Source organism: Pseudosulfitobacter sp. DSM 107133, assembly GCF_022788695.1.
Classification (GTDB): domain Bacteria; phylum Pseudomonadota; class Alphaproteobacteria; order Rhodobacterales; family Rhodobacteraceae; genus Pseudosulfitobacter.
Map to the genome: position 1 here is coordinate 2,588,432 of NZ_CP085154.1, position 23,529 is coordinate 2,611,960.

Annotated in this window: 23 protein-coding genes and 2 pseudogenes; 15 read left to right on the forward strand and 10 right to left on the reverse strand. The window is 62.9% G+C overall.

The window, feature by feature from the left end; translation table 11 throughout:
- Positions 1 to 6: 6 nt before the first annotated feature.
- Genes DSM107133_RS12700 through DSM107133_RS12710 form a run of 3 tightly spaced genes read left to right on the forward strand, consistent with a single transcriptional unit; the run spans position 7 to position 3,247 of the window.
- Complete coding sequence (locus tag DSM107133_RS12700) at positions 7 to 1,011, forward strand: ABC transporter ATP-binding protein (protein WP_114292200.1); 1,005 nt, start codon at positions 7 to 9, stop codon at positions 1,009 to 1,011.
- Positions 1,008 to 1,781 (forward strand): L-iditol 2-dehydrogenase, encoded by a 774-nt coding sequence (locus tag DSM107133_RS12705; protein WP_114292199.1) that lies wholly within the window; start codon positions 1,008 to 1,010, stop codon positions 1,779 to 1,781. Before DSM107133_RS12700 ends, DSM107133_RS12705 begins: the two co-directional genes overlap by 4 nt.
- Positions 1,769 to 3,247 carry a mannitol dehydrogenase family protein gene (locus tag DSM107133_RS12710; protein WP_114292198.1) on the forward strand — a complete coding sequence of 493 codons (1,479 nt, stop codon included), beginning with the start codon at positions 1,769 to 1,771 and terminating at the stop codon, positions 3,245 to 3,247. Before DSM107133_RS12705 ends, DSM107133_RS12710 begins: the two co-directional genes overlap by 13 nt.
- On the opposite strand, the gene DSM107133_RS12715 is transcribed toward DSM107133_RS12710, so the two are convergent.
- The 8 genes from DSM107133_RS12715 to DSM107133_RS12750 form a co-directional block, all read right to left on the reverse strand.
- Entirely contained in the window at positions 3,244 to 3,723 is a 480-nt protein-coding gene (locus DSM107133_RS12715; RefSeq protein WP_114292197.1) for a hypothetical protein, read from the reverse strand. The genes DSM107133_RS12710 and DSM107133_RS12715 overlap by 4 nt on opposite strands.
- Positions 3,720 to 3,914: a hemin uptake protein HemP gene (locus DSM107133_RS12720; RefSeq protein WP_114292263.1), complete on the reverse strand. Its 195-nt coding sequence runs from the start codon at positions 3,912 to 3,914 to the stop codon at positions 3,720 to 3,722. Before DSM107133_RS12720 ends, DSM107133_RS12715 begins: the two co-directional genes overlap by 4 nt.
- A 384-nt stretch (positions 3,915 to 4,298) precedes the next feature.
- A complete protein-coding gene (locus DSM107133_RS12725; RefSeq protein WP_114292196.1) occupies positions 4,299 to 5,180 on the reverse strand; it encodes a TonB family protein in 882 nt (293 codons plus the stop codon).
- Entirely contained in the window at positions 5,177 to 5,557 is a 381-nt protein-coding gene (locus tag DSM107133_RS12730; protein ID WP_114292195.1) for a biopolymer transporter ExbD, read from the reverse strand. The genes DSM107133_RS12725 and DSM107133_RS12730 overlap by 4 nt, the downstream gene beginning before the upstream one ends.
- Positions 5,554 to 5,940 carry a biopolymer transporter ExbD gene (locus DSM107133_RS12735; protein ID WP_114292194.1) on the reverse strand — a complete coding sequence of 129 codons (387 nt, stop codon included), beginning with the start codon at positions 5,938 to 5,940 and terminating at the stop codon, positions 5,554 to 5,556. The genes DSM107133_RS12730 and DSM107133_RS12735 overlap by 4 nt, the downstream gene beginning before the upstream one ends.
- Positions 5,930 to 6,571 (reverse strand): MotA/TolQ/ExbB proton channel family protein, encoded by a 642-nt coding sequence (locus DSM107133_RS12740; protein WP_114292193.1) that lies wholly within the window; start codon positions 6,569 to 6,571, stop codon positions 5,930 to 5,932. Before DSM107133_RS12740 ends, DSM107133_RS12735 begins: the two co-directional genes overlap by 11 nt.
- Positions 6,572 to 6,575: 4 nt before the next feature.
- Positions 6,576 to 6,968: a hypothetical protein gene (locus tag DSM107133_RS12745; protein WP_243253555.1), complete on the reverse strand. Its 393-nt coding sequence runs from the start codon at positions 6,966 to 6,968 to the stop codon at positions 6,576 to 6,578.
- Between the two features lie 66 nt (positions 6,969 to 7,034).
- Positions 7,035 to 9,023, reverse strand: a complete 1,989-nt coding sequence (locus DSM107133_RS12750) for a TonB-dependent receptor (protein WP_114292191.1) — start codon at positions 9,021 to 9,023, stop codon at positions 7,035 to 7,037.
- A gap of 237 nt (positions 9,024 to 9,260) precedes the next feature.
- Between DSM107133_RS12750 and DSM107133_RS12755 the strand changes: the two genes are divergently transcribed.
- Genes DSM107133_RS12755 through DSM107133_RS12770 form a run of 4 tightly spaced genes read left to right on the forward strand, consistent with a single transcriptional unit; the run spans position 9,261 to position 13,052 of the window.
- Complete coding sequence (locus tag DSM107133_RS12755) at positions 9,261 to 10,316, forward strand: ChuX/HutX family heme-like substrate-binding protein (RefSeq protein ID WP_114292190.1); 1,056 nt, start codon at positions 9,261 to 9,263, stop codon at positions 10,314 to 10,316.
- The gene (locus DSM107133_RS12760) at positions 10,313 to 11,167 is read left to right on the forward strand and encodes an ABC transporter substrate-binding protein (RefSeq protein WP_114292189.1); all 855 of its coding nucleotides are present in this window, start codon (positions 10,313 to 10,315) and stop codon (positions 11,165 to 11,167) included. Before DSM107133_RS12755 ends, DSM107133_RS12760 begins: the two co-directional genes overlap by 4 nt.
- Positions 11,167 to 12,252 carry an iron ABC transporter permease gene (locus DSM107133_RS12765; protein WP_114292188.1) on the forward strand — a complete coding sequence of 362 codons (1,086 nt, stop codon included), beginning with the start codon at positions 11,167 to 11,169 and terminating at the stop codon, positions 12,250 to 12,252. The genes DSM107133_RS12760 and DSM107133_RS12765 overlap by 1 nt, the downstream gene beginning before the upstream one ends.
- Entirely contained in the window at positions 12,252 to 13,052 is an 801-nt protein-coding gene (locus tag DSM107133_RS12770; protein ID WP_114292187.1) for a heme ABC transporter ATP-binding protein, read from the forward strand. The genes DSM107133_RS12765 and DSM107133_RS12770 overlap by 1 nt, the downstream gene beginning before the upstream one ends.
- 29 nt (positions 13,053 to 13,081) lie before the next feature.
- Here the strand turns inward: DSM107133_RS12770 and DSM107133_RS12775 are convergent, their stop codons facing one another.
- Both DSM107133_RS12775 and DSM107133_RS12780 read right to left on the reverse strand, forming a co-directional pair.
- The gene (locus DSM107133_RS12775; protein WP_114292186.1) at positions 13,082 to 13,579 is read right to left on the reverse strand and encodes a hypothetical protein; all 498 of its coding nucleotides are present in this window, start codon (positions 13,577 to 13,579) and stop codon (positions 13,082 to 13,084) included.
- Positions 13,580 to 14,175: 596 nt separating this feature from the next.
- On the reverse strand, positions 14,176 to 15,255 hold the full coding sequence (locus DSM107133_RS12780) for a Hint domain-containing protein (RefSeq protein WP_162791959.1): 1,080 nt from the start codon (positions 15,253 to 15,255) through the stop codon (positions 14,176 to 14,178).
- A gap of 268 nt (positions 15,256 to 15,523) precedes the next feature.
- Here DSM107133_RS12780 and DSM107133_RS12785 point away from each other — a divergent pair, with 268 nt between their 5' ends.
- The 8 genes and pseudogenes from DSM107133_RS12785 to DSM107133_RS12820 all read left to right on the forward strand — a co-directional run.
- Positions 15,524 to 16,411 carry a LysR family transcriptional regulator gene (locus tag DSM107133_RS12785; RefSeq protein ID WP_114292183.1) on the forward strand — a complete coding sequence of 296 codons (888 nt, stop codon included), beginning with the start codon at positions 15,524 to 15,526 and terminating at the stop codon, positions 16,409 to 16,411.
- Positions 16,412 to 16,500: 89 nt separating this feature from the next.
- Positions 16,501 to 16,971, forward strand: coding sequence for a formate dehydrogenase subunit gamma (locus tag DSM107133_RS12790; protein WP_205387758.1), 471 nt, complete (start codon positions 16,501 to 16,503; stop codon positions 16,969 to 16,971).
- Positions 16,968 to 18,476, forward strand: a complete 1,509-nt coding sequence (locus DSM107133_RS12795) for an NADH-ubiquinone oxidoreductase-F iron-sulfur binding region domain-containing protein (protein ID WP_114292181.1) — start codon at positions 16,968 to 16,970, stop codon at positions 18,474 to 18,476. The genes DSM107133_RS12790 and DSM107133_RS12795 overlap by 4 nt, the downstream gene beginning before the upstream one ends.
- A complete protein-coding gene (gene fdhF, locus DSM107133_RS12800) occupies positions 18,473 to 21,367 on the forward strand; it encodes a formate dehydrogenase subunit alpha (RefSeq protein ID WP_114292180.1) in 2,895 nt (964 codons plus the stop codon). Before DSM107133_RS12795 ends, fdhF begins: the two co-directional genes overlap by 4 nt.
- A gap of 2 nt (positions 21,368 to 21,369) precedes the next feature.
- Entirely contained in the window at positions 21,370 to 22,182 is an 813-nt protein-coding gene (fdhD, locus tag DSM107133_RS12805) for a formate dehydrogenase accessory sulfurtransferase FdhD (RefSeq protein WP_114292179.1), read from the forward strand.
- A complete protein-coding gene (locus DSM107133_RS12810; protein WP_114292178.1) occupies positions 22,172 to 22,375 on the forward strand; it encodes a formate dehydrogenase subunit delta in 204 nt (67 codons plus the stop codon). The genes fdhD and DSM107133_RS12810 overlap by 11 nt, the downstream gene beginning before the upstream one ends.
- 151 nt (positions 22,376 to 22,526) lie before the next feature.
- Positions 22,527 to 22,874 (forward strand): annotated as a pseudogene (locus DSM107133_RS12815) (DUF6691 family protein).
- Positions 22,766 to 23,354 (forward strand): annotated as a pseudogene (locus DSM107133_RS12820) (MBL fold metallo-hydrolase); the annotation flags it as partial. The pseudogenes DSM107133_RS12815 and DSM107133_RS12820, both read left to right, overlap by 109 nt.
- Positions 23,355 to 23,529: the final 175 nt, after the last annotated feature.

The following is a 23,529-nucleotide window of genomic DNA, read 5'->3' on the forward strand; positions in this document are numbered from 1 at the left end:
AAGAAAATGGGACAGATCACGCTTCAACAGGTCACCAAGAACTTTGGCGACGTGCAGGTCATTCCGCCGCTGGACCTGACCATCGAAGACGGCGAATTCACCGTCTTTGTCGGCCCCTCGGGCTGCGGCAAGTCCACGCTGCTGCGCCTGATCGCGGGGCTTGAGGACATCACCTCGGGCACCATCCTGATCGACGGGGCGGATGCCACGGCTATCTCGCCCGCCAAACGCGGGCTGGCCATGGTGTTCCAGTCCTACGCGCTCTATCCGCACATGTCGGTGCGCAAGAACATCGCCTTTCCCATGCGCATGGCCGGTGTCGACAAGGCAGAACAGGACCGCCGCATCGAACAGGCGGCCACCGCGCTGAACCTGACCGACTATCTGGACCGCCGCCCCGGCCAGCTGTCTGGCGGCCAGCGCCAGCGGGTCGCCATCGGCCGCGCCATCGTGCGCGAACCTTCGGCCTTCCTGTTCGACGAACCCCTCTCGAACCTTGACGCCGCCCTGCGTGTGGGCATGCGGCTGGAAATTTCCGAACTGCACAAGCGGCTGGAAACCACCATGATCTATGTCACCCACGATCAGGTCGAGGCGATGACAATGGCCGACAAGATCGTGGTGCTGCGCGCGGGCAATATCGAACAGGTCGGCAGCCCGCTGGACCTGTACCGCACCCCGCGCAACGTCTTTGTGGCCGGCTTTATCGGCTCGCCCAAAATGAACCTGATCGAAGGACCCGAAGCCGCCAAACACGGCGCCCACACCATCGGCGTGCGTCCCGAACATATCGACGTGGCCGAGGCAGACGGGCTGTGGCAGGGCCGTGTCGGCGTGGCCGAACATCTGGGGTCAGACACCTTCTTTCACGTCCACGACACCGGACTGGCCGAGATGCTGACAGTGCGCGTCGCGGGTGAAGTGAACCTGCGCCACGGCGACAGGATTCACCTGCACCCAAGGGCCGACCAGATCCACCGTTTTGACGAAAAAGGCCTGCGTATCCAATGACCAGACTGAACGGAAAATGCGCCCTGATCACAGGGGCGGCACGCGGCATCGGCTTGGCCTTTGCCCAAGCCTACGTCGCCGAAGGCGCGCGCGTCGCCATCGCTGACATTGATATCGCGCGTGCCCGCGCGGCGGCGGCCGACATAGGCGCAGCCGCCATTGCCGTGCACATGGACGTGACAGATCAGGCCAGCATCGACAGCGCGGTGGCCGAAACGGTGGCGCAGTTGGGACAGATCGACATTCTGATCAACAATGCCGCCATCTTTACCGCCGCCCCCATCACCGAAATCACCCGCGCCGATTTCGACCGTACATTCGACATCAACGTCGCCGGGACCCTGTTCACCCTGCAAGCGGTCGCCAAACACATGATCGCGCGCGGTGGCGGCGGCAAAATCATCAATATGGCCAGTCAGGCGGGCCGCAGGGGCGAACCGCTCGTTGCGGTCTATTGCGCGACCAAGGCCGCGATCATCAGCCTGACCCAATCGGCGGCACTGAACCTGATCGTCCACGGGATCAACGTCAACGCCATCGCCCCCGGCGTGGTGGACGGCGAACATTGGGACGGGGTCGATGCGTTCTTTGCCAAATACGAAGGCAAGGCACCTGGCCAGAAAAAGCGCGAAGTCGCCGCCGCCGTACCCCATGGCCGCATGGGCACCGCCGCCGATCTGACCGGCATGGCGGTGTTTCTGGCCAGTGCCGACGCCGATTATATCCTCGCGCAAACCTATAACGTCGATGGTGGCCAATGGATGAGCTGACGCCGCTGCGCGACGCCACGCTGGCCAACCTGCCAAATGCCGTGTCCGTCCCCACATACGACCGCAGCGCCCTGACACCGGGGATCGTGCACATCGGTCTGGGCAACTTTCACCGCGCCCATCAGGCGTGGTATCTGCACCGGCTGATGCAAATGGGGCTGGCCCACGACTGGGCGATCATCGGGGCCAGCGTGCGCCAGTCCGACGCGCCCAAGCGCGCGCGCCTGCTGGCGCAGGACTGTCTGACCACGCTGATCGAACTCGACCCTTCGGGTGTCTCGGCCGAGGTTGTCGGGTCGATGATCGGCTATCTGCCCATCGAGGATGCCAACACCGCGCTGATACGCCAAATGGCCGATCCCGCGACCCGTATCGTCGCCCTGACCGTGACCGAGGGTGGCTATTACGTCGATCCCGTGACCGGGGGCTTTGACGCCGCCCACCCCGACATGCAGCACGACGCCGCCCACCCCGACACGCCGCGCACCGCCTTTGGCGCGATGGTCGCCGCCCTGCGGCAGCGGCGGGATGCGGGCACCGGTCCGTTCACGGGGCAAAGCTGTGACAACCTGCAAGGCAACGGCGCGATCCTGCGCCAAACCGTGGTGTCACTGGCGCGGATGAGTGATACGGCGCTGGCCGACTGGATCGACACCAATGCCAGCTTTCCCAATGCGATGGTCGATTGCATCGTGCCCGCCACCGGCCCTGCCGAACTGGCACTGGTCCGTGACATCGGCATCGACGACACCGCCCCCGTGACACACGAAAACTTTCGCCAATGGGTGATCGAGGATGACTTCTGCGCCGGACGCCCCGACTGGGACCGCGCGGGGGCGACATTTACCGATGACGTACATGCCTATGAGGCAATGAAAATCCGCATGTTGAACGCGGGCCATCAATTGCTGGCCAATGCGGGCGAAATCCTGTCAGTGCCGACGATTTCCGGCTGCATGGCCCACCCGGCCATCGCCGCTTTCTTTGCCCGCGTGGAACAGGCCGAAATCACGCCCCACGTCCACGCCGTGCCCGATATGACACCCCAGACCTATATCGCCCTGATTGCCAAACGTTTCAGCAACACCGCCATCGTCGACACCACCCAGCGCGTCGCCTTTGACGGATCGTCGCGCCACACAGGGTTCCTGCTGCCGACGGTGCGCGACGGGCTGGCCGCAGGCACACCCGTTGACGGGCTGGCGCTGGCCGAGGCGCTGTGGGCGCGCATGTGCGAAGGCACCCGCGAAGACGGCAGCACGATCCCGCCCAACGATCCACACTGGCCCGCCCTGCAAACCGCCGCCAAAGCCGCACGGCACGATCCGGCGGCATGGCTCGCGCAGCGCCAGTTCTATGGCGATCTCGCGACCGCCCCGACCTTTGCCCGCGCCTTTGACCACTGGCTGACCATGATCTGGACCACCGGAACAGAAGCGGCACTCAGAGCCTATGCCAACGGTTAATGCAGCCTGGCGGATGGCGGTCTGGAGATGTCCAGATCGCGGGGGGCTGCGGGGCGCATCCGCTGCAGACCCAATCCGAAATCTGTCGCCAGCGATGTCACTTGCGCGGCCACATCCGCGCGCACCAGCAGCGTGGCGATCAACATCGCGTCTTCTTGCGCGCCAGTGGCGGCACAGGCGATAAAGTTGGCAAAGCACGCCTCGTCCGCGCCCAGACATTTGCATTCGACTGCATGACGCATCAGCGGGCGGCGGCCGTGGCGGGCGCACAAACGACACAGCTGTTCAAACGCCTGCAAGGTCCGCCGCCCCCGGTCCCGGCCCAACGTGCGGCTCAGATCGCTCCACAGCATCGCCTGACCGTCCGGCCCGTCGCTCCAGAGGCGCAGATAGATCACCGACGCGGCCTCCACGCCCTCCAGCTCGGTCAACAGCCCCACGGCTGCCCCGCCGCGCCCCTGCACCGCGCCGCTCATTTCGTCAGGATCAGCTTGCCCGCGCGGGTGATGCGCAGGGTGTAGACCTGACCGTCCAGCACAATGCGCGCCTGATCGGCCCCATCGGTCAGCACGCGCGCGTCATGCGAAGGCACGGTGTCGGTGACCTGCGGCTTGGTGGAGACTGTCAGTGTCCTGTTGCCAGAACCGTGGTCCGCCGTGTGATACATACGATCAATTCTGTTTTCCATGCGCATGGCGCTGTCCCTTTTGTTTTGCAACCGTCGGGCTGGCCCGGTGCGTGACTCGGGGTGGCTGGACCTCTCCTACAATACCTGAGTGATTTAATCGGAATTGTCAAACAGGGAAATCGCATGGCGGTATCAGTTTCGCTGTGTTCCGGTGCAGGACGGCAACAGAGCGAAATGCCTGCCTGCACACCGCGCATTTTGCGGCAGACAGTCAGGTGTAAGCGCATTGTTTGAAAACGAAAATTTTGCGCTCTTACAGCAAGACACGTTTGCCTTCAAACGCGCCTGCGATCTGAAGTTGTTGCAATTCAAACCGACCGGCAGCGTCAGAAAATTCAATCTTAACGCGAATCGCTCAAACGGTCAGCGCCCCTTGATACGGATCGAAAAGCTGCGCTGCGCACCGGCGGGGGGCGGCGGGAACGGGCTGGCGCGGCGGACCAGTTCCAGCGCCGCCTGATCCAGCTGTGCCGAACCGGAACTGGCCGCAAGACGGGCCGAGGCCAGCGCGCCATTGCCCGCCACGCTAAAGGCAATCGTCGCCGATCCACGGCTGCTGGTGCGCGGGCGTCTTTGACGTTCAATACGGGCCATCACCTGACCGGGGTAATTGCTGGCAGCAGCATTGGCCCCCTTTGCCGCCTTGGCCGCCTTGCGCAGCGACGCGGCCTTGGCCTGTGCCGTGGCCTGCCCCTCGGCGCTGCCTGCCCTCGCGGCAGTTCTGGCATTGCCCTTGGGCGGCGGCTTGGGCGGTGACGCTTTGGGTGCGGGGGCCGGTTTCGGGGCCATCGCCTCGACCGATTTGGGCCGCAAGGCGGGGCGGCGCGAAACTTGTGTCGCAGCCTGATCCGGCAAGGGTTCCTGCACAGCCGGTGTCACAGGCTGCGTTACTTGCGGCGTCTCCTGGGCGTGCAGCGGTGTAGCAGGTTCGGGGGACAGCGGAACCGCAAGACTGCTTTCAGCCTTCAGCGGCGGGGTCTCGACCGGCGCGGCCGGTGTCTGTTGCACCGGTTCTGCCTGCTGGGCGGGCGGTTCGGGCATCTCTTGCACAACCTCCACCGCATCGGGGGTCATGACCCCAGCCGCCATATCCGCAAAACTGTTGCCCAAGGCGGCTACCGTGGCCTGCGCGCCGCCTTCGATCTGAGCGGTCTCTTCCCTGGCCGTGAGACCCAGAAACGCGGCATGGGCCGCAACCGAGCAGCCCAGGAACAGCGCAGCGACTTTCCACGAACGGCGGATCATTGCAAAGCTTTCTCGGTCACGATGACAACACGCGCCACCCCTGCGGCCCGCAGCGCGCGCGCGGTTTCAATCACAGTGTGCGCAGGTGCCGCGCGGTCGGGGATCATGCGCGCCGTTTCAAGGACCGCAGGCACCGCGACCATAAACGCAGCCACACCCACCGGCTGGCCGCGATGGGTCAACGTGCCATCCGCCCCGATCACAAGCGCATCCGCGGGCGCCTCGCTCTGAAGATCCGCAGTTTCCACCAGCTTCAGATCAGGGTCCAGCGGGGCGGCCAAGGTGCCCGCCACCATGAAGAACACCAGCATCAGAAAGACCACGTTGATCAGCGCGATCGTCGGTTCCCGTTCGGATGTCTTGCGCGGAGCTCTCATGAGGCCCCCATCACGTTGACGGCCAGATCGGGAATGCCGCGCACCGCAACCAGAATATCGGTCATCGCCTGCGCGTCTACCTCGGCACTCAGGTTTACCAGCAAGACCAGGGGCTTGCCCGCCTGAAGGTCACGCAAACGCACCGGCAATTCCTCAACGCCCAGCGCCGCGCCGTTCAGCGTTAAACCCGCCGGCGTGGCCCGCAGAAACGCCAGCGCCTGATCGCCCAAGGCCGCCGCCCCACCCGAAGCGGCCTGCACTTCGACCTCGGCGAATTTGGAAAACGTCGAGGACAGCATGAAGAACAGCAGCAACAGAAAAATGACGTCGATCAACGACGTCATCGACAACCTGCGCCGTTTGCGTGTCGCCCTAAGCGGCATCACGCACCTGTTTCACCGCGTCTTCGGCGGGTGCAAGAATGGTGGTCAGCGCCTGTTCGGCAAAGACCCGTTCGCCAGTCATGCGCGCCTCGAACCAGGACAACACAATCGACGTCGGCATGGCCACGGCCAGCCCCACCGCCGTGGTCAGCAAGGCCACCCAAATGCCCCCCGCCAACAGCGACGGATCAACAGACGAACCCGCGTTCTGCAAAGCCTGAAAGGCTTCGATCATGCCCAGAACGGTGCCGAACAGTCCCATCAGCGGCGCCAGTTGCGCAACACTGTCCAACGATCGAAAACCGCGTTCCAGCGCCAGAAACCGGCTTTCGGCCTCGGCGTACAGTCGCGCGGCGCGGTCTGGTCCAGCAGGGGCCGACATGGCGCGCGCCACCACGGGGGCCAGATAGCTGCGCGAGCTGTCCAGATCACGCTGGGCGGCGTCGCGCGCCCCCGCGTCCCAATGCATCAGCGCATGGCGGATCGCGGCGTGCTGCCCCACCCGCGCGGCGCGGAATTGCCAGAGTTTGTACAGAACAACCGCAAAGGTCAGAACCGAAACCCCCACCAGAACAGCGACCACGGGGCCGCCCAGATCGTAAAGACCCTGAAGCCGTGACAGATCAAACATAACCCTATCCTTGCAATGCGATATTCAGACGGCTGGAGGTGGCCAGCCCTTTGGTGCAGACGTCCGACGCCACGCCATCCACGGTGCATGTCCCTGCCCCGTTAATCAGCAGCGACCCGATGCGCCCGCAGGCGGTGTCGGCAATCTGAAACTGGCGCACACGCGGCACGCCCACGGGCAGCGCGCCAAAGTCGAACAGCGTCAGCATCATCACCCCGCCGTCGGCTCCGAACAGCACGGTTTCATAAACCGCCTGTTCGATTGGCGCAGATCCGGTATTGGTGGCGACAAAGGTGATCCGGCAGGCTTCGCCCACCAGATCCGCCGCGTTCAGCTCAAGTGCGACACCGGCGGGCGGGGTCGCGTCTTCAGCCCGTACCGCCGTGCCAATAAACATGGCAGCGACGGTAAGACAGGTGCCTATGTGGCGAAGTGGCTGCATGGGGTTTCCTTTTCCTAGCGCTTAGAAGGTTGTGGACAGGGTCACCTTGAACGTCCGGCCCGTCGCGTTGCGGGTGGACAGGCGCGGCTGGTAGGTCTTGTCAAAGAGGTTCTCGACGCCGAAGCGGATCGTCGTCCCCTCCATCACACCGTTCTGCGGCACATAGGTGGCGCGCAGATTGTGCACGCCAAAGCCGGGGGACACGGTGCCACCTTCGTCATAGCGTTTGGCCGCTTCCACTTCCCAGCTCAGGTCAAGCTCGTCGCTGAACTTGCGCCCCAGCGTCAGACGCAGGCTGTCCTGCGGGTTCTGTGCCCAGTCGCCTTGCGCACCTCCGTCAAAGGTTGCGGTGCCTTGTGAAATATGGACGTTTGCATCCAGATAATAACCGTTCTGCATGGCATAGGCGGCCTCAAGCTCGATCCCCTCGCGGTCAAGCCCCTCGACTGTCGTACCCGGACCGCGGCCTTGATAGGTGGTCAGGTCGGTCAGATGATCGTTGTAATAGTTGACCTTGAACGCAAGGCTGTCGCCGGTTCGAAACACGTCAACTGCATCATAAGCCACGCCGATTTCATAGCTGCGTCCCTTTTCCGACTGGGTGATCAGACCGGTGTCGATGTCGTCGATGATCGGAAGGTTTTCGGTGTAAGAGGCCGAGCCGAACACAGCCCAGCCGTTTCCAAACGCATAGCGCGCCGACACGCCGCCCATCAGCGCGTCCTTGTCGTAAGACGCATTGCCGTTGATCGGGTCCTGCGTGATCGTCTGGTTTTCATAGCGCAACGCAGGTGTGATCGTCCAACGGTCACCGATCTGCATTTCATCGACGGCATAGAACGCCAGCGCCTCTTTGGTCCCGCCGGGGGCGGACCCTGCGCTGGCATCCGTGCGTTTGCGCTGGATGAATTCGATGCCGGTGCGAAGTTCGTGGTCAATGGTGCCGGTGCTGAACAGCGCCTCGTTCTTCACGCGAAACGTCGTGGTGCGATAACGGTTGTCCGCATCCAGCAACGGGTTGGGACCAACGATGGCTTCGCTTTCCACCAGCTCGTCCGAATACAGCAATTCAGCCGTGACATTCAGCCACGCAACGTCGCCGGGATTGTAGTTGTAGCGCAGGGTGGCAACTTCGTTTTCGATATACCGGTCGACGTTGCCAAAAGCGGTTGTGCCGAACTGGTCATAGGGCACGTCAAACTGTTCCTGCTGGGTCTTGGAATAGCTGAACTCGACAAACTGGTCGTTGCCTGCCCCAAAGGTATAGCGCGCCTTGAGCAGGCCCGACGGATCGTCGATGTCGCCCGCGTCTGGGTTGATCTGGTTGCCCTCCCCATCTGTGCGCACGCCCAACTGGCGGCGGGAATAGTTGAACAACACCTCGAACTGTTCATCCGGCTGCCATGCCAGCGTGGTCGAAGACGCCAGCCCGTTGCCGTTGGTGGAAAATTCCAGCGTTTGCCGCCCGGCAAAGCCCAGCTCGCCCTTGGTCAAATCGCTGGCGTCGATGGTCTCCAACCGCACCACCCCGCCAAAGACACCCGAACCATATTCAAACGACCCCACCGATCCGCGCAGCACTTCGACCTCGCGGTATAGAAACGGATCGGTGTAAAGCTGCGAACCGATGCGGTACAATTCCTCACTGCCCCGTGCCGCACCGTCAATCTGCACCAGAACCTTGCCATCGGTGCCATAGGTGCTGTTGGCCCCATAACCGCGAATGTTGATGCCCGAGCCTGCCGCGGTGGTGCCGTTCACCAGCGTTACACCGGGTACTGTTTCGATCAGCTCGGCGATGGTGCCGGCCTGACGGTCCTCGATCTCGGCCTGGTCGACAACGGTGACGGGCACGGCGGTGTCGGTCTGCACCGACCGCTTGCCTTCGCCCAGCACGATGGTGCCCAAATAGCCCTCGCCCTCTTGCGCATAAGCGCCGGAAGCCGCGCCAATCACTATCAGCGTGGCGGTCGAGGCGCACAATCGGCCCTTGGTGGTTCGAAATGTCATGGCAGAGTCCCTTCGCGGTCATGGCAATGGCCTTGTGCTTGCGAAAGGGCTGGCTTGGCGTTTGATTTTTGTATGTTGGACAAACTCGAAACTTGTCTCTTGCAGCCCCCTAATTAATCAGACTAAAACTGTCAAGAATTAATGGCGGCGGTTTTCACCCCTGCCCAGCCACGCCCCCCGATCCCCGGGCCGCAGCCAGTTCACCCATTCACATTGAACAAAACCCGAGGGGGCATCATGGGCCAGACCACACAACCATCCGCCGAAGACATTCGCGCCGCGCGTATCGAACATGCCAAACTGCGCGAACGCGACCTTGCCGACAAACTGGGCATCACCGAAGCACAGCTGATCGCCGCGCACACCGGTCAGGGCGTCACTCACATCGCGCCGCATCCCGACAACATCATCGGGATTGCCAGCCAGTTGGGCGAGGTCATGGCCCTGACGCGCAACATTTCCTGCGTGAACGAAAAAGTCGGCCACTATGGCAACTACACCTCTGGTGCGCATGCCGCGATGGTGCTGAACGACAGGATCGACCTGCGCATGTTTCCCAGCCACTGGTGCCATGCCTTTATGGTGGAAAAGGCAACCGACACCGGCACCCGCCGCAGCTTGCAGGTGTTCGACGCTGCGGGCGACGCTGTGCACAAGATCTTCATGCGCGACGCGACAAAAGTTGCTGCATGGGACGCCGCCAAAGCGGCCCTTGCCCTGCCCGACCAGCCCACCGCGCTGGACCTGGCAGAACGCGCGCCCGTCGAGGCGGCCAAGCCCAACCCCGAAAAGCTGGACGTGTTGCAAACGGAGTGGTCCAAGATGACCGACACCCACCAGTTCATGCGCCTGACATCGAAACTGCGGATGAACCGTCTGGGCGCCTATCGCATCGTTGGCGCGCCTTTCGTGCGTCCGCTGGCGACCGGTGCGATTGACCGGATGCTGAACGACGTGCAGGCGGCAGGCATCGAGGTGATGGTCTTTGTCGGCAACCGTGGCTGCATCCAGATCCATACCGGCCCGATCGAGACGCTGAAACCGATGGGCCCTTGGCAGAACGTGATGGACCCCGGCTTTAACCTTCACTTGCGTCTGGACCATGTTGCAGAGGTCTATGCCGTCGACAAACCGACCCAGCGCGGCAAGGCCGTGTCGGTCGAAGCATTCGACGCCGAAGGCGGGCTGATATTTCAGGTGTTCGGTGTGCGAAAGGACGACTACGACAGCCGCCCCGCGTGGCGCGAGATCGTCGACGCCCTGCCCGCGCTGGAGCTGAAGGCGGCAGAATGAAACGCAGATCCCTGATGCTGGGATTGGTGACGCTTGCCCTGCCTCTGGGCGCGCTTGCGCAACCCTATGATACCAGCCGCGTCGTCGCCATTGGCGGTGCCACCACCGAAATCGTCTATGCCTTGGGGGCGGCCGACAAGCTGGTGGCACGCGATTCTACGTCGACCTTTCCGGCCCGCGCGCAAACCCTGCCCGACATTGGGTATATGCGTGCACTGGCCGCCGAAGGCGTGCTGAGCGTGCAGCCCACACTGATCCTGACCGAACCGGGAGCCGGCCCGCCCGAGACGATATCCGTGCTTCAGGCCGCGTCGGTGCCGATGGTGGTGGTGCCCGCGCCCTTCTCCGGCGAAGGGATTCTGGCCAAGATCACAGCCATTGGCGATGCGCTTGGAATGCCGGACAAGGCGCAAATGCTGAGCGACCAAGTGCGCGCCGGACTGGACGATGTGGCAACGCAGGTCGCCAACGATGACACTGCCCCCAAACGCGTTCTCTTCGTGCTCAGCACGCAGGGCGGGCGCATCATGGCATCGGGCACCAACACGGCGGCAGACGGGATCATCGCGATGGCGGGTGGCATCAATGCCATCGACCAGTTCGAAGGTTACCGCCAGCTGACCGCCGAAGCCATCGCCGTTGCAGCCCCCGACGTGGTGCTGATGATGGACCGCGAAGGCGATCATGCCAGCACCGCCGAAGCGCTGTTTGCCATGCCCGAAATGGCCACCACCCCGGCGGCCCAAACGGGCGCGCTGGTCAAGATGGACGGGCTGTTGCTGCTGGGTTTTGGTCCGCGCACACCGCAGGCGGCACAGGCGCTGCATGACGTGTTGCAAGGGCAAAGCTGATGATGGCCAGCGACACCACCACCGACCAGCCTTTTGTCCGGGGGCCTTTTGTCGACAGGCGCAGCACCGCGCGGCGCGCGCATCTGTGGCTGGGTCTATTGCTGGTGCTGGTGTCGCTGGCCAGCCTTGCCGTGGGCGCATCCGGCACATCGCTGTGGGGGGCCTTGCTGAAACTGGCGCAGGGCGAGGCGCTGACCCTGACCGAACGGGTGGTGCTGTGGGACATCCGCGCGCCGCGTCTGGTCATGGGCATCTGCGTGGGCAGTGCGCTGGCCGTTTCGGGCGCTGTCATGCAAGGGCTGTTCCGCAACCCGCTGGCCGATCCGGGCATTCTGGGCGTGACCACCGGCGCGTCTTTGGGGGCGATCAGTATTATCGTTCTGGGTGCCACCCTGCCCGCAGTGGTACACGCCACGCTGGGCGCGGGGCTGTTGCCGGTGGCCGCGTTTCTGGGTGCGTGGGGGTCGATGCTGTTGCTCTACCGCGTTTCGACCCGTGCCGGGCGCACCTCGGTGGCGACCATGCTGCTGGCAGGCATCGCCCTTAGCGCGCTTTTTGCAGCCTTTTCCGGCGTGTTGATCTTTCTGGCCGATGACATGCAACTGCGTGAACTGACCTTCTGGTCGCTTGGCTCGCTGGCCGGAGCCTCGTGGGTCAAACTCAGCATTGCCGCCCCCGTCATCGTGGTGGCGGTGGCGCTGGCCTGCACATTGGGGCACGGGCTGAACGGGCTGGCTCTGGGCGAAGCTGCGGCACATCACATGGGCATTCCGGTCGAGCGGACCAAGACCGTTGCCATACTGGCCGTGTCGGCGGCCACCGGCACCGCCGTCGCCATATCGGGCGGCATCGGGTTCATCGGCATCGTGGTGCCGCACCTGCTTCGGCTGGCCACGGGGCCGGACCATCGCGGGCTGCTGGTCAACGCGGGCCTTCTGGGTGCGTCATTGCTGCTGGCGGCAGACATGATCGCGCGGGTTGTCGTCAGCCCTGCGGAACTGCCCATCGGCATTCTGACCGCCCTGCTGGGCGCTCCGGTTTTCCTGTGGATATTGCTGCGCAAGCGCGGATTGGTGGATATGTAATGCTGAAGGCACAGAACATCTCGGTCAGCTATGGCCCCAAACAGGTTCTGCACGGGCTGAACCTCACCGCCCGGCCGGGCACCCTGACCGCCATCGTCGGCCCCAACGGGTCGGGCAAGACCACGCTGATGCGCGCCCTGACCGGCGACGTGACCTTTGAGGGCAGGATCACGCTGGGCGACACCGACATCGCCAAGGCCAAGCCCTATGATCTGGCCGCCCAGCGTGCGGTGTTGCCACAGGCGACGCCCCTGTCCTTTCCGTTTCAGGCGGTCGAAGTGGTGCGGCTGGGCCTGCGCGGCGGCATTGAAACCAACGACCGGCTGGCGCTGACCGCCCTGTCGCGGGTCGGCCTCGACGGCTACGCCAACCGCTTTTACCAAGAGCTGTCAGGGGGCGAACAACAGCGCGTGCAACTGGCCCGTGTGCTTTGCCAGGTCTGGCGCCCAGTGGTCAGCGGTGTGCCGCGCTGGCTGTTTCTGGACGAACCGGTCTCGAGCCTGGATATCGGCCACCAGCTGACGGTGATGCAGATCGCCCGCGACTTTGCCCGCGCGGGCGGCGGTGTGGTGGCGGTGATGCACGACCTGAACCTGAGCGCAATGTTCGCCCATCAGGTCGTGCTGATGCAATCGGGCCGCATTATCGTGCACGGCACGCCCGATCAGGTGCTAACCGACGCGCACGTCTCGCACGCCTATGGCTGCGACATCCGCACCCGCACCGTCCCATCCGATGGCGGCTGGTTCATGTTGCCACAATCGGCCCGCGGCGCAGAGGCGCATCCTGTCACACCTTAGGGTCAGGGCGTCACAGCGCCCCGCCCACCTCAGTCCATTTCTTCCTGACAGGCAATCGCGGCCTCCAGCGCCTGATAGCTGCCGGTCAGATCAATCGACATCACCTCACCCTCTTCGGTGTACAGCGTCATCGTATTCTTGGCCGCTATGTCGAGCAGAAAATCAGGGTTATCAAACGCAATGTCAGCCCCCGGCACATCTGCAAGATAGATGCCAACCGCGTCTGCGTCATAGTCCTGACCGTCAAGCGAAAACAGAACCGGATAAGACGCGCCCTCTTCGATGTCGCCCCAGGCCATGTTGAAGGCCGTCACGTATCCGCCCCCGTCACGCCGGTTGAAACCGATACGCACGACAGAGCCGTCTTCGAATTCCGACTGGATCAGGCACCCGTCGCCAAGCGTCGGATCAATCATGACGTCCCAGTAATCCGAGCTGCCCCACGCCTCAAGTGACTGTGCATCGACAACGGATGCCACAGTGCTTGCCGCACATAGCACAGCGGCCGCAATCGCTGTAAATCTCATTTCAAAGCCCTCCCGTTCAAGCCACGGAAAGCCTTCATCGATTCCGGAAAAAAGACAATCCTTGATCTGTCAAAAAACTTGCCAAAGCAATTTTGCGTTTCAAGGACAGCAGCAAAGGTTGAAAGCGTAGATTTCACCAATGCTGCACTGACGACAGATCACCGCATTCAGTAGGGTCCGGGCCCATTCATCTGGCGGCTTTTACGCATTCCATCAGCAAGAAGATCCGCCATCCGGCTTGTATTGACGTCGTGTGTGTTGCGCAGACTTATCTGCAAATTCCGCTTTTGACATTCGTGAAAGCCTGCGTTGTTGTGCCGCTTCAACGTTCTCGTCGCCCCACCAATTCGGGGTTCGAACCGTCACTGCGATCCCTGCCCTGACGGCTGCCCTCAAGCCTTCGAGGTTTGCACTTGTGACCGCCATCCGGCAGGCAAGACCGGCATCGTCAAGCGCGCGAAGTGCTGCGTCCCGAAATGCGTAAGGCGGCTCCAGAACGGCCAGCACGATTTGGTCAAATGGTCCAGGCAGACTACCCCGCGCGGTGGTTCGACAAGCTTCGCCCCCTTGGCCGCGCTGGCCCGATCAAACGCCGATCACGCCGGACGGCAGGCCAACGGCTGCGGCATCTGTGCACATAGTGCCGCCCAGCCGTCACATTCGGTTCCCGCACCAAATTCTTCTGCCCCCTGCTGTTCGCGCACCAGTGCACGCCCTTCGCGCACGGTCAGGATACGGCGCGCCGGTTGCGCCTCGGCGTTGGATGGCACCGCCATCAGCACCCGCATCCGGGTTGCCGTATCAAGCGCCGCCAGCGCCACCTCACCCGCCAACAGCGTTTCCGAAAGCGCACCGTTCGCCAGAACGATCTCGTGATTGCTCAGCACAAGGTGGATATAGTCCACCTCACGGCAGCCCTGCATCTGCCGGACCCCGCGCAGTTCGGTCAGCGCCTTGGCCGGCACCAGAACACCCGCCTGCCCCGCCCCGCCTGGCAGCAGCATACGGTGCTGTGGCGACACCATCAGATCACCTTCGGGCAACCCGCCCCCCAGCGCACCCGCGCAAATCTGGATCGGTTTGTGCGGGTGCGCGTCGGACCCGAACACAAACCGGCGGCTGGCGATGACGCGCACGGGCCGATACCCGTTGTCCAGTGTCCAAACCCTGTCTCCCACGGCCAAACTCTCGACCGGAACCGCGCCCTGTTCGGTTTCAATCATCGTCCCCGGCGTAAAGCAGACCGGTGAATAGGCCATTTCGGCAAAGTCTTCGACAGAGACAATAGTCAGCGGCTCCCCGCTCGGGGGCTGCGCGCCAACATAGCAATATCCCCTGACGTTAAAGGCGTCGAAGTTCAGACTGACTGCAGCAAGCTTATAGCTGTCGCCCAGCGAATCCTCGACCGTTAGCAAATATTCGTTTTCGATGATCGTGCCGTGACCCCAGAACTGCCCGTCCAGGGTTTGCAAGCCCCACAGGTATTGGCCAAGGTCATCATCCCCGAACGTGGTATCGTCATCGTGAACTGAAAGCGTATCAATGGCCGCAGCGGGGTTCAGACTGATCCAGTCTGAACCAATGTTCCAGGCCCATCCGTCCGTGCTCATGACGGCGCCCCAGTTCGACGTGTTCATCTGGGAAAAGCCGAAGAATGAAACAGATTCGATTGCCATGCGATATTCCCTTTTTGGCCCCGCAAGGTAGCGCATGAAAATAAACACCGAATGAAGAGCGCCAGATAGGCGCGGCACGCGCAATGATCCCCCCACAGCAATGCTGGATCGACCCCCTGACCTCTTTGGGACATCACACCATGACATGCCCGAGATGCAGCCCGCTGCCGGCACATGAGCGTTGGAAGAGGCAACTGCCATGGGGCGCCTTCTTGTCAATTTATGGATATGTAATTAGAAACCAACATTCCAATAGGAATGACCGATCATGCTCGACAAGTTGGAAATGTTCATCGCCCTCGCCAAGGAAGGTCACTTTGGCCGTGCCGCCGAACGTTTGAATATCGCGCAGCCGACCCTTTCGGGGGGAATAAAGCAGCTTGAAGACCAGCTTGGCGTGCAACTGGTGTACCGTGGATCGCGCTTTGGCGGGTTGACACCCGAAGGCCAGACAGCGCTGGTCTGGGCCAGGCGGATCACCCGAGACGCCCGCCAGTTGCGCGAAGAAATGCAAACCGGTCGCAAGGGGTTCTCGGGCGAGATTCGTCTGGCGGTGATCCCCACCGCGCAAACCTGGGCCGGGCGGCTTTGCACCGCCTTTGCCGCACTCCACCCCAATGTCCGCTTTACAATCCTGTCGCGCAACTCGCGCGAAATCCTGCAAATGCTCGAAGAATTCGAGGCCGACGCCGGCATTTCCTATCTTGAAAACGAACCGCTGGGCCGCGTTGATACCGTCGAACTCTACGATGAAAGCTATATCCTGGTGTGCGCCGGTTCCGCGCCATTCGCCCAAAAGACCAGCATCGCGTGGTCCGAGCTGAAAGGTCAACCGCTGGCGCTGTTGACGCCCGACATGCAGAACCGCCGGATCATAGATCACCTCTTTGCCGGGGCCGGCGTTGTCCCCACGACCTGCATCGAGGCGAATTCGATCATCGCCCTGGTGTCCAGCGTGGCCTCGGGTCATTGCATGACAGTACTGCCAAAAGACATCGCCCAGTTTCTGGCGGGCGGCAAGGATCTGGCCCTGATCCCGCTGGAAGGCAAGCCCGAGAAACAAAAGGTCGGCCTGATCCTGCCCCACCGCGACCCGCGTACGCCGATCCTGTCTGCCTTTCTGGCGCAGGCGCACAAACTGCCGCGCACCGGTTGATCGGAAACCCCGATCACCCTACGGAACACCGTTATTGATCTGCTCCTGCATTGGTGTGCCATTGCATGCAAAACGGGAGTACGACAGCCATGGCCCAATCCGCCGCCGCCATCGAAGACATCGCAAGGATCGTCAACGCGCATACCCACCTTGAAGGGCCCTTGCTGCCGCTGCTGCACGCCCTTCAGGACAGCTTTGGCTGCATCCCCGCCGAAGCCCGTGCACCAATCTGCGATGCGTTGAACATTTCACGCGCCGAACTGCACGGCGTCATCAGCTTTTACCATGATTTCCGTGACAAGCCCGCCGGTCGGCATGTGCTGAAGATCTGCCGCGCCGAGGCCTGCCAGTCGGTCGGCGGCGCGATGCTGGCCGATGCGACATTGGCCAAGCTTGGGCTGGACTGGCACGGCACGACTGCCAATGGTGCGGTGACCATCGAACCGGTCTATTGCCTTGGCCTGTGCGCCTGCGCGCCCGCCGCGATGGTCGACGACCGCGTGATCGGGCGGCTGACAACGGCCAAACTGGACAAGGTTCTGGCGGAGGCAGGCGCATGAAAATCTATGTTCCTATGGACAGCGCCGCCAAGGCACTGGGGGCCGAAGATGTCGTCGCCGCCCTGCGCGCCGCCGCCCCCGATGCGCAGATCGTGCGCACGGGTACGCGCGGCATGATCTGGCTGGAACCGCTGGTCGAGGTCGAGATTGACGGCGTGCGCCATGGCTATGGCCCCGCAGAGCCCGAAGATGTGGCCGCGATCCTGGATGGCAGCAGCGCCAAGGCGCTTGGACCCGTTGACGATCTTGACTGGATGAAACGCCAGACCCGCCTGACCTTTGCCCGCGTCGGTGTGATCGACCCGCTGTCGCTGGCCGACTATCAGGCCCACGGCGGTTTGGCGGGCCTGCGGCGGGCGCTGGATATGAGCGGCCAGCAGATCGTGGATGAAATCAAGACTTCGGGCCTGCGTGGCCGGGGCGGCGCAGGCTTTCCCACCGGGATCAAGTGGCAGACCGTACACGATGCCGATGCTGCGCAGAAATACATCGTGTGCAACGCTGATGAGGGCGACAGCGGCACATTCGCAGACCGGATGATCATGGAGGGCGACCCCTTTACCCTGATCGAAGGCATGGCCATCGCGGGGCTGGGTGTCGGTGCGACGCGGGGCTATGTCTATCTGCGCTCGGAATATCCCGACGCGATCAAGGTCATGCGCCGCGCCGTCGACATCGCCCGTGAACAGAACGTGCTGGGCAGCGACGTGCTTGGATCAGGGCAAGGCTTTGACATGGAAATTCGTGTCGGTGCCGGAGCTTATGTCTGTGGCGAGGAAACCTCGCTGCTGAACTCGCTGGAAGGCAGGCGCGGCGTGGTGCGGGCCAAACCGCCCCTGCCCGCGCTCGAAGGATTCCTTGGCCGTCCGACCGTGGTGAACAACGTCATCAGCCTGGCCACCGTGCCGGTGATCTTTGAGCGCGGCGCGCAGTCTTATGCCGATTTCGGCATGGGCCGGTCACGCGGCACGGTAACCTTGCAAATTGCCGGCAATGTGGCGCGTGGCGGCCTGTTTGAAACGGCATTCGGGATCAGCCTGGGCGACGTGGTGAACGATCTGGGGGGCGGCACCGCATCGGGCCGTCCGGTCAAGGCCGTGCAGATCGGCGGGCCTTTGGGGGCCTATTTGCCGGTGTCGAAATTCGCAGCCCCCATGGGCTACGAAGAACTGGATGCCAACGGCGGTCTGCTTGGCCACGCCGGCCTGACCGTTTTTGACGACACCGCCGATATGCTGGGCATGGCCCGCTTTGCGATGGAATTCTGCGCTGTCGAAAGCTGTGGCAAATGCACCCCCTGCCGTATCGGCGCGGTGCGCGGTGTCGAAACCATCGACCGGATTGCACAGGGGGACGCCGACGCGCTGCCGCTGCTGAGCGATCTTTGCGAAACCATGCAGGACGGATCGCTGTGCGCTCTGGGCGGCCTCACGCCCCTGCCGGTGATGTCCGCCGTTACCCATTTTCCCGCCGAATTCTCCCGCTCCAAAGAGGCCGCAGAATGAAAGATTTCATCATCCCCGCCGACAAGGACATGGGCACACCGGCCCGCAAAGGCGCGCCCGTCACGCTGACAATCGACGGCTTCGACGTCACGGTGCCCGAAGGCACCAGCGTGATGCGTGCGGCGGCCGAGATCGGCATTTCGGTGCCCAAACTGTGCGCCTCTGACAACCTTGAGGCCTTTGGCTCCTGCCGCCTGTGCGCCGTCGAGATCGAAGGTCGGCGCGGCACGCCAGCGTCCTGTACCACCCCCGTCAGCGCGGGCATGGTTGTAGACACACAATCGGCAAAGGTGCGCAAGATCCGCAAAGGCGTGATGGAGCTGTATATCTCGGATCACCCGCTGGATTGCCTGACCTGTTCGGCCAACGGAGACTGCGAACTGCAGGATATGGCGGGTGCCGTGGGACTGCGCGACGTGCGTTACAAAGCGCCCGAAGGCACCGCACTGGCCAACCATTTCGAGGTGCGCAACACAAGTGGCGAAGCCAACCCCGAATGGCTGCCCAAGGACGACAGCAACCCCTATTTCACCTATGACCCCGCGAAATGCATCGTGTGCAACCGCTGCGTGCGCGCCTGCGAAGAGGTGCAGGGCACATTCGCGCTGACGATCGAGGGGCGTGGCTTTGACAGCCGGGTGTCATTCGGGGCCAAATCCGACACCGCGCTGGCCTCGGACTGTGTGTCTTGCGGGGCCTGCGTTCAGGCTTGCCCCACCGCCACATTGCAAGAGAAAAGCATTATCGAGATGGGCACGCCCGACCGGTCGGTCGTGACAACCTGCGCCTATTGCGGAGTGGGTTGTTCGTTCAAGGCCGAGATGCAGGGCGACCAGCTGGTGCGGATGGTGCCCTATAAACACGGCAAGGCAAACCGCGGTCACAGCTGCGTCAAGGGACGCTTTGCCTATGGCTATGCCAACCACCGCGACCGCATCCTGAACCCGATGATCCGCGACAGCATCGACCAGCCGTGGCGCGAAGTGTCATGGGACGAAGCGCTTAGCTTCACCGCCAACCGGATGCGCGGTTTGCAGGAAAAATACGGCCAGAAATCCATCGGTGTGATCACCTCCAGCCGCTGCACCAACGAAGAAACCTATCTGGTGCAAAAACTGACCCGCGCGGTCTTTGGCAACAACAACACCGACACCTGCGCCCGCGTGTGCCATTCGCCCACCGGCTATGGCTTGAACCAGACATTCGGCGCCTCTGCCGGTACGCAGGATTTCGATTCCGTCGAACACAGCGATGTTGTGATCGTCATCGGAGCGAACCCCACAGACGGCCACCCGGTCTTTGCCAGCCGCCTGAAAAAGCGCCTGCGGGCCGGGGCCAGGCTGATTGTAATCGACCCGCGCCGCATTGATCTGGTGAAATCGCCCCACGTTGCCGCCGCCCATCACCTGCCCTTGCGGCCCGGCACCAACGTCGCCGTGGTCACTGCCCTGTCGCATGTGATCGTCACAGAAGGCCTGATGGACGAGACCTTTATTCGGGAACGCTGCGACTGGGACGAATTCCAGACCTATGCCGCATTCGTCAGCGATGCCCGCCACAGCCCCGAGGCAAACGAGATGCTGACAGGCGTACCCGCCGCCGACTTGCGCGCCGCGGCACGGCTGTTCGCCACGGGCGGCAACGGCGCGATCTATTACGGGCTGGGTGTCACCGAACATTCCCAAGGCTCGACCACAGTCATGTCCATCGCAAACCTTGCCATGCTGACCGGCAATATTGGCCGCAAAGGCGTGGGCGTGAACCCGCTGCGTGGCCAGAACAACGTGCAGGGGTCCTGCGACATGGGCTCGTTTCCGCACGAATTGCCCGGCTACCGCCACGTCAAAACCCCCGAGGCGCGCGATCTGTTCAAACAGGTCTGGGGTGTCGAAATTGACCCCGAACCGGGCCTGCGCATCCCCAACATGCTGGACGCCGCCGTGGATGGCACGTTCAAGGGGCTGTATTGTCAGGGCGAAGACATCCTGCAATCGGACCCCGACACAAAACACGTCGCTGCGGGTCTGGCGGCGATGGAATGTGTCATCGTGCATGATCTGTTCCTGAACGAGACGGCGAACTATGCCCATGTCTTCCTGCCCGGCTCGACCTTTCTGGAAAAGGACGGCACCTTTACCAACGCCGAACGGCGCATCAACCGCGTGCGCAAGGTGATGGCACCCAAGAATGGCTATGCCGACTGGGAGGTGACGCAGCTTTTGGCAAATGCCATGGGCGCGGGCTGGTCCTATACCCACCCCAGCCAGATCATGGATGAAATCGCCGCCACCACCCCCAGCTTCGCCGGCGTCGACTATGCACTGCTGGAAGCCAAAGGCTCGGTGCAATGGCCCTGCAACGAGGCACACCCCGAAGGCACGCCTTTGATGCATGTCGATACATTCGTGCGCGGCAAGGGGCGGTTCATTGTCACCGAATATGTTGCCACCGATGAAAAGACCGGCCCGCGCTTTCCCTTGCTGCTGACCACCGGGCGCATCCTGTCGCAATATAACGTCGGCGCGCAGACACGGCGCACCGAAAACACCGTCTGGCACGAAGAGGATCTGTTGGAAATTCACCCCCATGACGCCGAAAACCGTGGCCTGAAAGACGGCGACTGGGTCCGGCTGGCCAGCCGTGCGGGCGAAACGGCCCTGCGCGCGCGCATCACCGATCGCGTCAGCCCCGGCGTGGTTTACACCACCTTCCACCACCCCGACACACAGGCCAATGTGATCACCACCGATTATTCCGACTGGGCCACGAACTGCCCTGAATACAAGGTGACAGCGGTGCAGATCTCGCCCTCGAACGGCCCGACCGACTGGCAAGAGGACTATGCCGCTCAGGCCGCACAGGCCCGGCGCATCCTGCCTGCGGCAGAGTGACCATGCGCGCACATATCAGCACCGCAGGCCGGGCGCACCGCGCCGAAGGCACGCGCGCCATCCATCGCGCCCTGCCCGAAGAAGTGCCCGTCGCGCTGGTCTTCAACGGCACCACGCAGGCGGTGATGATGGCCACGCCCGCCGATCTGACGGATTTCGCCCACGGCTTTGCCCTGACCGAGGGCATCGTCACCGATCCGGCCCAGATCGAAGAGTTCGAGATTGTCGAACACGGGCGCGGTATCGAGGCGCGGTTCTGGCTGCGTGCCGACCGCGCCGAAGCGCTGAGCACGCGGCGGCGCAACATGGCGGGGCCGGTTGGCTGCGGATTGTGTGGTATCGACAGCCTGGAACAGGCACTGCGCACGGTGCCGCCTGTCACCTCTGATCTACAGCTGCCCCCCAAGGACGTGGCGCAGGCCACCGAATGCCTGCGCACCCACCAGCAGCTGCACGATCTGACCCACGCCACCCATGCAGCGGGATTCGTCCTGCCCGGCACCGGCGTGACCCTCGCCCGCGAGGACGTAGGCCGCCACAATGCGCTGGACAAGTTGATTGGCGCGCTGGTGCGTCAGGGCATCGACCCCGCGTCCGGGGCCGCTGTCATGACCTCGCGCCTGTCGGTCGAGCTGGTCCAGAAATGCGCCCTTGCCAACATGTCCGTTCTGATCGCCGTCTCTGCCCCCACAGGTGCCGCCGTGCGACTGGCCGACACTGTCGGCATCACCCTTGCCGCCTTTGCACGGGGCGGCGGGTTCGATCTGTATTCCCATCCCCACCGCATTTCCGACGAGGCCACCCATGTCGCCTGACAAAATGATCCGTATGGCGAACCAGATCGCCACCTTTTTCAAGACCCAACCCGACGCAGATGCCCCCGCAAGGGTCGCCGCGCATATCTGCGATTTCTGGGAACCGCGCATGCGCACGCAGTTGCAGGACTATGCAGCCACCGGCGGGGCCGGACTGGACGACGTCGTGCTGACGGCAATCCCGCTTATCTGAACGCCGCTGTCAGGAAAATCGGCGGGCTGACCTCAGGACTTTTCGCACGCAACAGCGATGGTGAGGCGCGCGGCGTCTCGGCGTTGTTTGTGTTGGGGCTGCTGCTGCCAGCTCCGCTGTGGTTGCTGGCCTCGGACTGATTGTCTCGGGCATGTCAAACCCGGCCAAAGTGCTGAACTTCCTTGATGTTTTTGGCACTTGGGGCCCAAGCCTTGCCTTTGTTATGGGCGGGGCCGTCGCGGTGACTGCGCCGGGCTTTGCCTGGCTGTTCTGAAACCGGCATACCCCCTATTTCGAGACCACTTTCCACCTGCCCTCAAGCCGTGATCCGGACCCGAAGCTGCTGGCCGGTGCGACGATCTTTGGCGTCGGTTGGGGGCTGGGCGGCTTTTGCCCCGGCCCGGCGCCAACAGCCCTGATGTCTGCGGCATCTATGAACCTGACACAGGGTCAATCCAGTACATTTGCGCGGACCCAGCAACCAAAAAGGCCGCGCTGATTGATGTGGTCTGGAACTTCGATCCCAAGACCTATCGCTTTTCGACCGAAAGCATGGATCAGCTTCTGGACATCGCGAAGGATCAGGGCTTGAGCGTTGAATGGGTGCTCGACACGCACCCCCATGCAGATCATGTCATGGCCTCGGCACATCTAAAGGTACCGCAAGGGCGCACCGAACGCCATCGGGGCGCTGGTGCCGCAGATCACCAATATCTGGGCCGACCTCTACAATCTGCCTGACGCATTTGACCCGAACCGCGATCTTGACCACCTGTTCGAAGAGGGCGAAACCTTCAAGATCGTCAGCCTGGATGCAAAAGTCATGCTGTCGCCGGGGCACACGCTGGGGTCGGTCACCTATGTCTGCGGTGATGCGGCTTTCGTGCATGACACGTTGATGCAGCCGGACGCCGGCACCTCGCGTTCGGACTTTCCGGTGGGCGATACCAACGCGCTTTGGGACTCGATCCAGGACATCCGCCTGCATCTGAGCGAGGTGAAAGGGCCCGTGATGGACCGCCTGCAACGCAGCCACTTTCTGGACGAGCTGACCGGAGAGGTTTTCCTGAGCCGGCACGCTGCGATCTGTCGGCTCGCTCCGTCCGAATAGACCAAAGACGTGAACAGATACCGCGCAACGGTGCCGGGTCTCC

Bases quoted from the DNA above. Each gene is read 5' to 3' on its own strand.
- DSM107133_RS12700 (WP_114292200.1), top strand. From the start codon at position 7: ATGGGACAGATCACGCTTCAACAGGTCACCAAGAACTTTGGCGACGTG.
- DSM107133_RS12705 (WP_114292199.1), top strand. From the start codon at position 1,008: ATGACCAGACTGAACGGAAAATGCGCCCTGATCACAGGGGCGGCACGC.
- DSM107133_RS12710 (WP_114292198.1), top strand. From the start codon at position 1,769: ATGGATGAGCTGACGCCGCTGCGCGACGCCACGCTGGCCAACCTGCCA.
- DSM107133_RS12715 (WP_114292197.1), bottom strand. From the start codon at position 3,723: ATGAGCGGCGCGGTGCAGGGGCGCGGCGGGGCAGCCGTGGGGCTGTTG.
- DSM107133_RS12720 (WP_114292263.1), bottom strand. From the start codon at position 3,914: ATGTATCACACGGCGGACCACGGTTCTGGCAACAGGACACTGACAGTC.
- DSM107133_RS12725 (WP_114292196.1), bottom strand. From the start codon at position 5,180: ATGATCCGCCGTTCGTGGAAAGTCGCTGCGCTGTTCCTGGGCTGCTCG.
- DSM107133_RS12730 (WP_114292195.1), bottom strand. From the start codon at position 5,557: ATGAGAGCTCCGCGCAAGACATCCGAACGGGAACCGACGATCGCGCTG.
- DSM107133_RS12735 (WP_114292194.1), bottom strand. From the start codon at position 5,940: ATGCCGCTTAGGGCGACACGCAAACGGCGCAGGTTGTCGATGACGTCG.
- DSM107133_RS12740 (WP_114292193.1), bottom strand. From the start codon at position 6,571: ATGTTTGATCTGTCACGGCTTCAGGGTCTTTACGATCTGGGCGGCCCC.
- DSM107133_RS12745 (WP_243253555.1), bottom strand. From the start codon at position 6,968: ATGTTTATTGGCACGGCGGTACGGGCTGAAGACGCGACCCCGCCCGCC.
- DSM107133_RS12750 (WP_114292191.1), bottom strand. From the start codon at position 9,023: ATGACATTTCGAACCACCAAGGGCCGATTGTGCGCCTCGACCGCCACG.
- DSM107133_RS12755 (WP_114292190.1), top strand. From the start codon at position 9,261: ATGGGCCAGACCACACAACCATCCGCCGAAGACATTCGCGCCGCGCGT.
- DSM107133_RS12760 (WP_114292189.1), top strand. From the start codon at position 10,313: ATGAAACGCAGATCCCTGATGCTGGGATTGGTGACGCTTGCCCTGCCT.
- DSM107133_RS12765 (WP_114292188.1), top strand. From the start codon at position 11,167: ATGATGGCCAGCGACACCACCACCGACCAGCCTTTTGTCCGGGGGCCT.
- DSM107133_RS12770 (WP_114292187.1), top strand. From the start codon at position 12,252: ATGCTGAAGGCACAGAACATCTCGGTCAGCTATGGCCCCAAACAGGTT.
- DSM107133_RS12775 (WP_114292186.1), bottom strand. From the start codon at position 13,579: ATGAGATTTACAGCGATTGCGGCCGCTGTGCTATGTGCGGCAAGCACT.
- DSM107133_RS12780 (WP_162791959.1), bottom strand. From the start codon at position 15,255: ATGGCAATCGAATCTGTTTCATTCTTCGGCTTTTCCCAGATGAACACG.
- DSM107133_RS12785 (WP_114292183.1), top strand. From the start codon at position 15,524: ATGCTCGACAAGTTGGAAATGTTCATCGCCCTCGCCAAGGAAGGTCAC.
- DSM107133_RS12790 (WP_205387758.1), top strand. From the start codon at position 16,501: ATGGCCCAATCCGCCGCCGCCATCGAAGACATCGCAAGGATCGTCAAC.
- DSM107133_RS12795 (WP_114292181.1), top strand. From the start codon at position 16,968: ATGAAAATCTATGTTCCTATGGACAGCGCCGCCAAGGCACTGGGGGCC.
- fdhF (WP_114292180.1), top strand. From the start codon at position 18,473: ATGAAAGATTTCATCATCCCCGCCGACAAGGACATGGGCACACCGGCC.
- fdhD (WP_114292179.1), top strand. From the start codon at position 21,370: ATGCGCGCACATATCAGCACCGCAGGCCGGGCGCACCGCGCCGAAGGC.
- DSM107133_RS12810 (WP_114292178.1), top strand. From the start codon at position 22,172: ATGTCGCCTGACAAAATGATCCGTATGGCGAACCAGATCGCCACCTTT.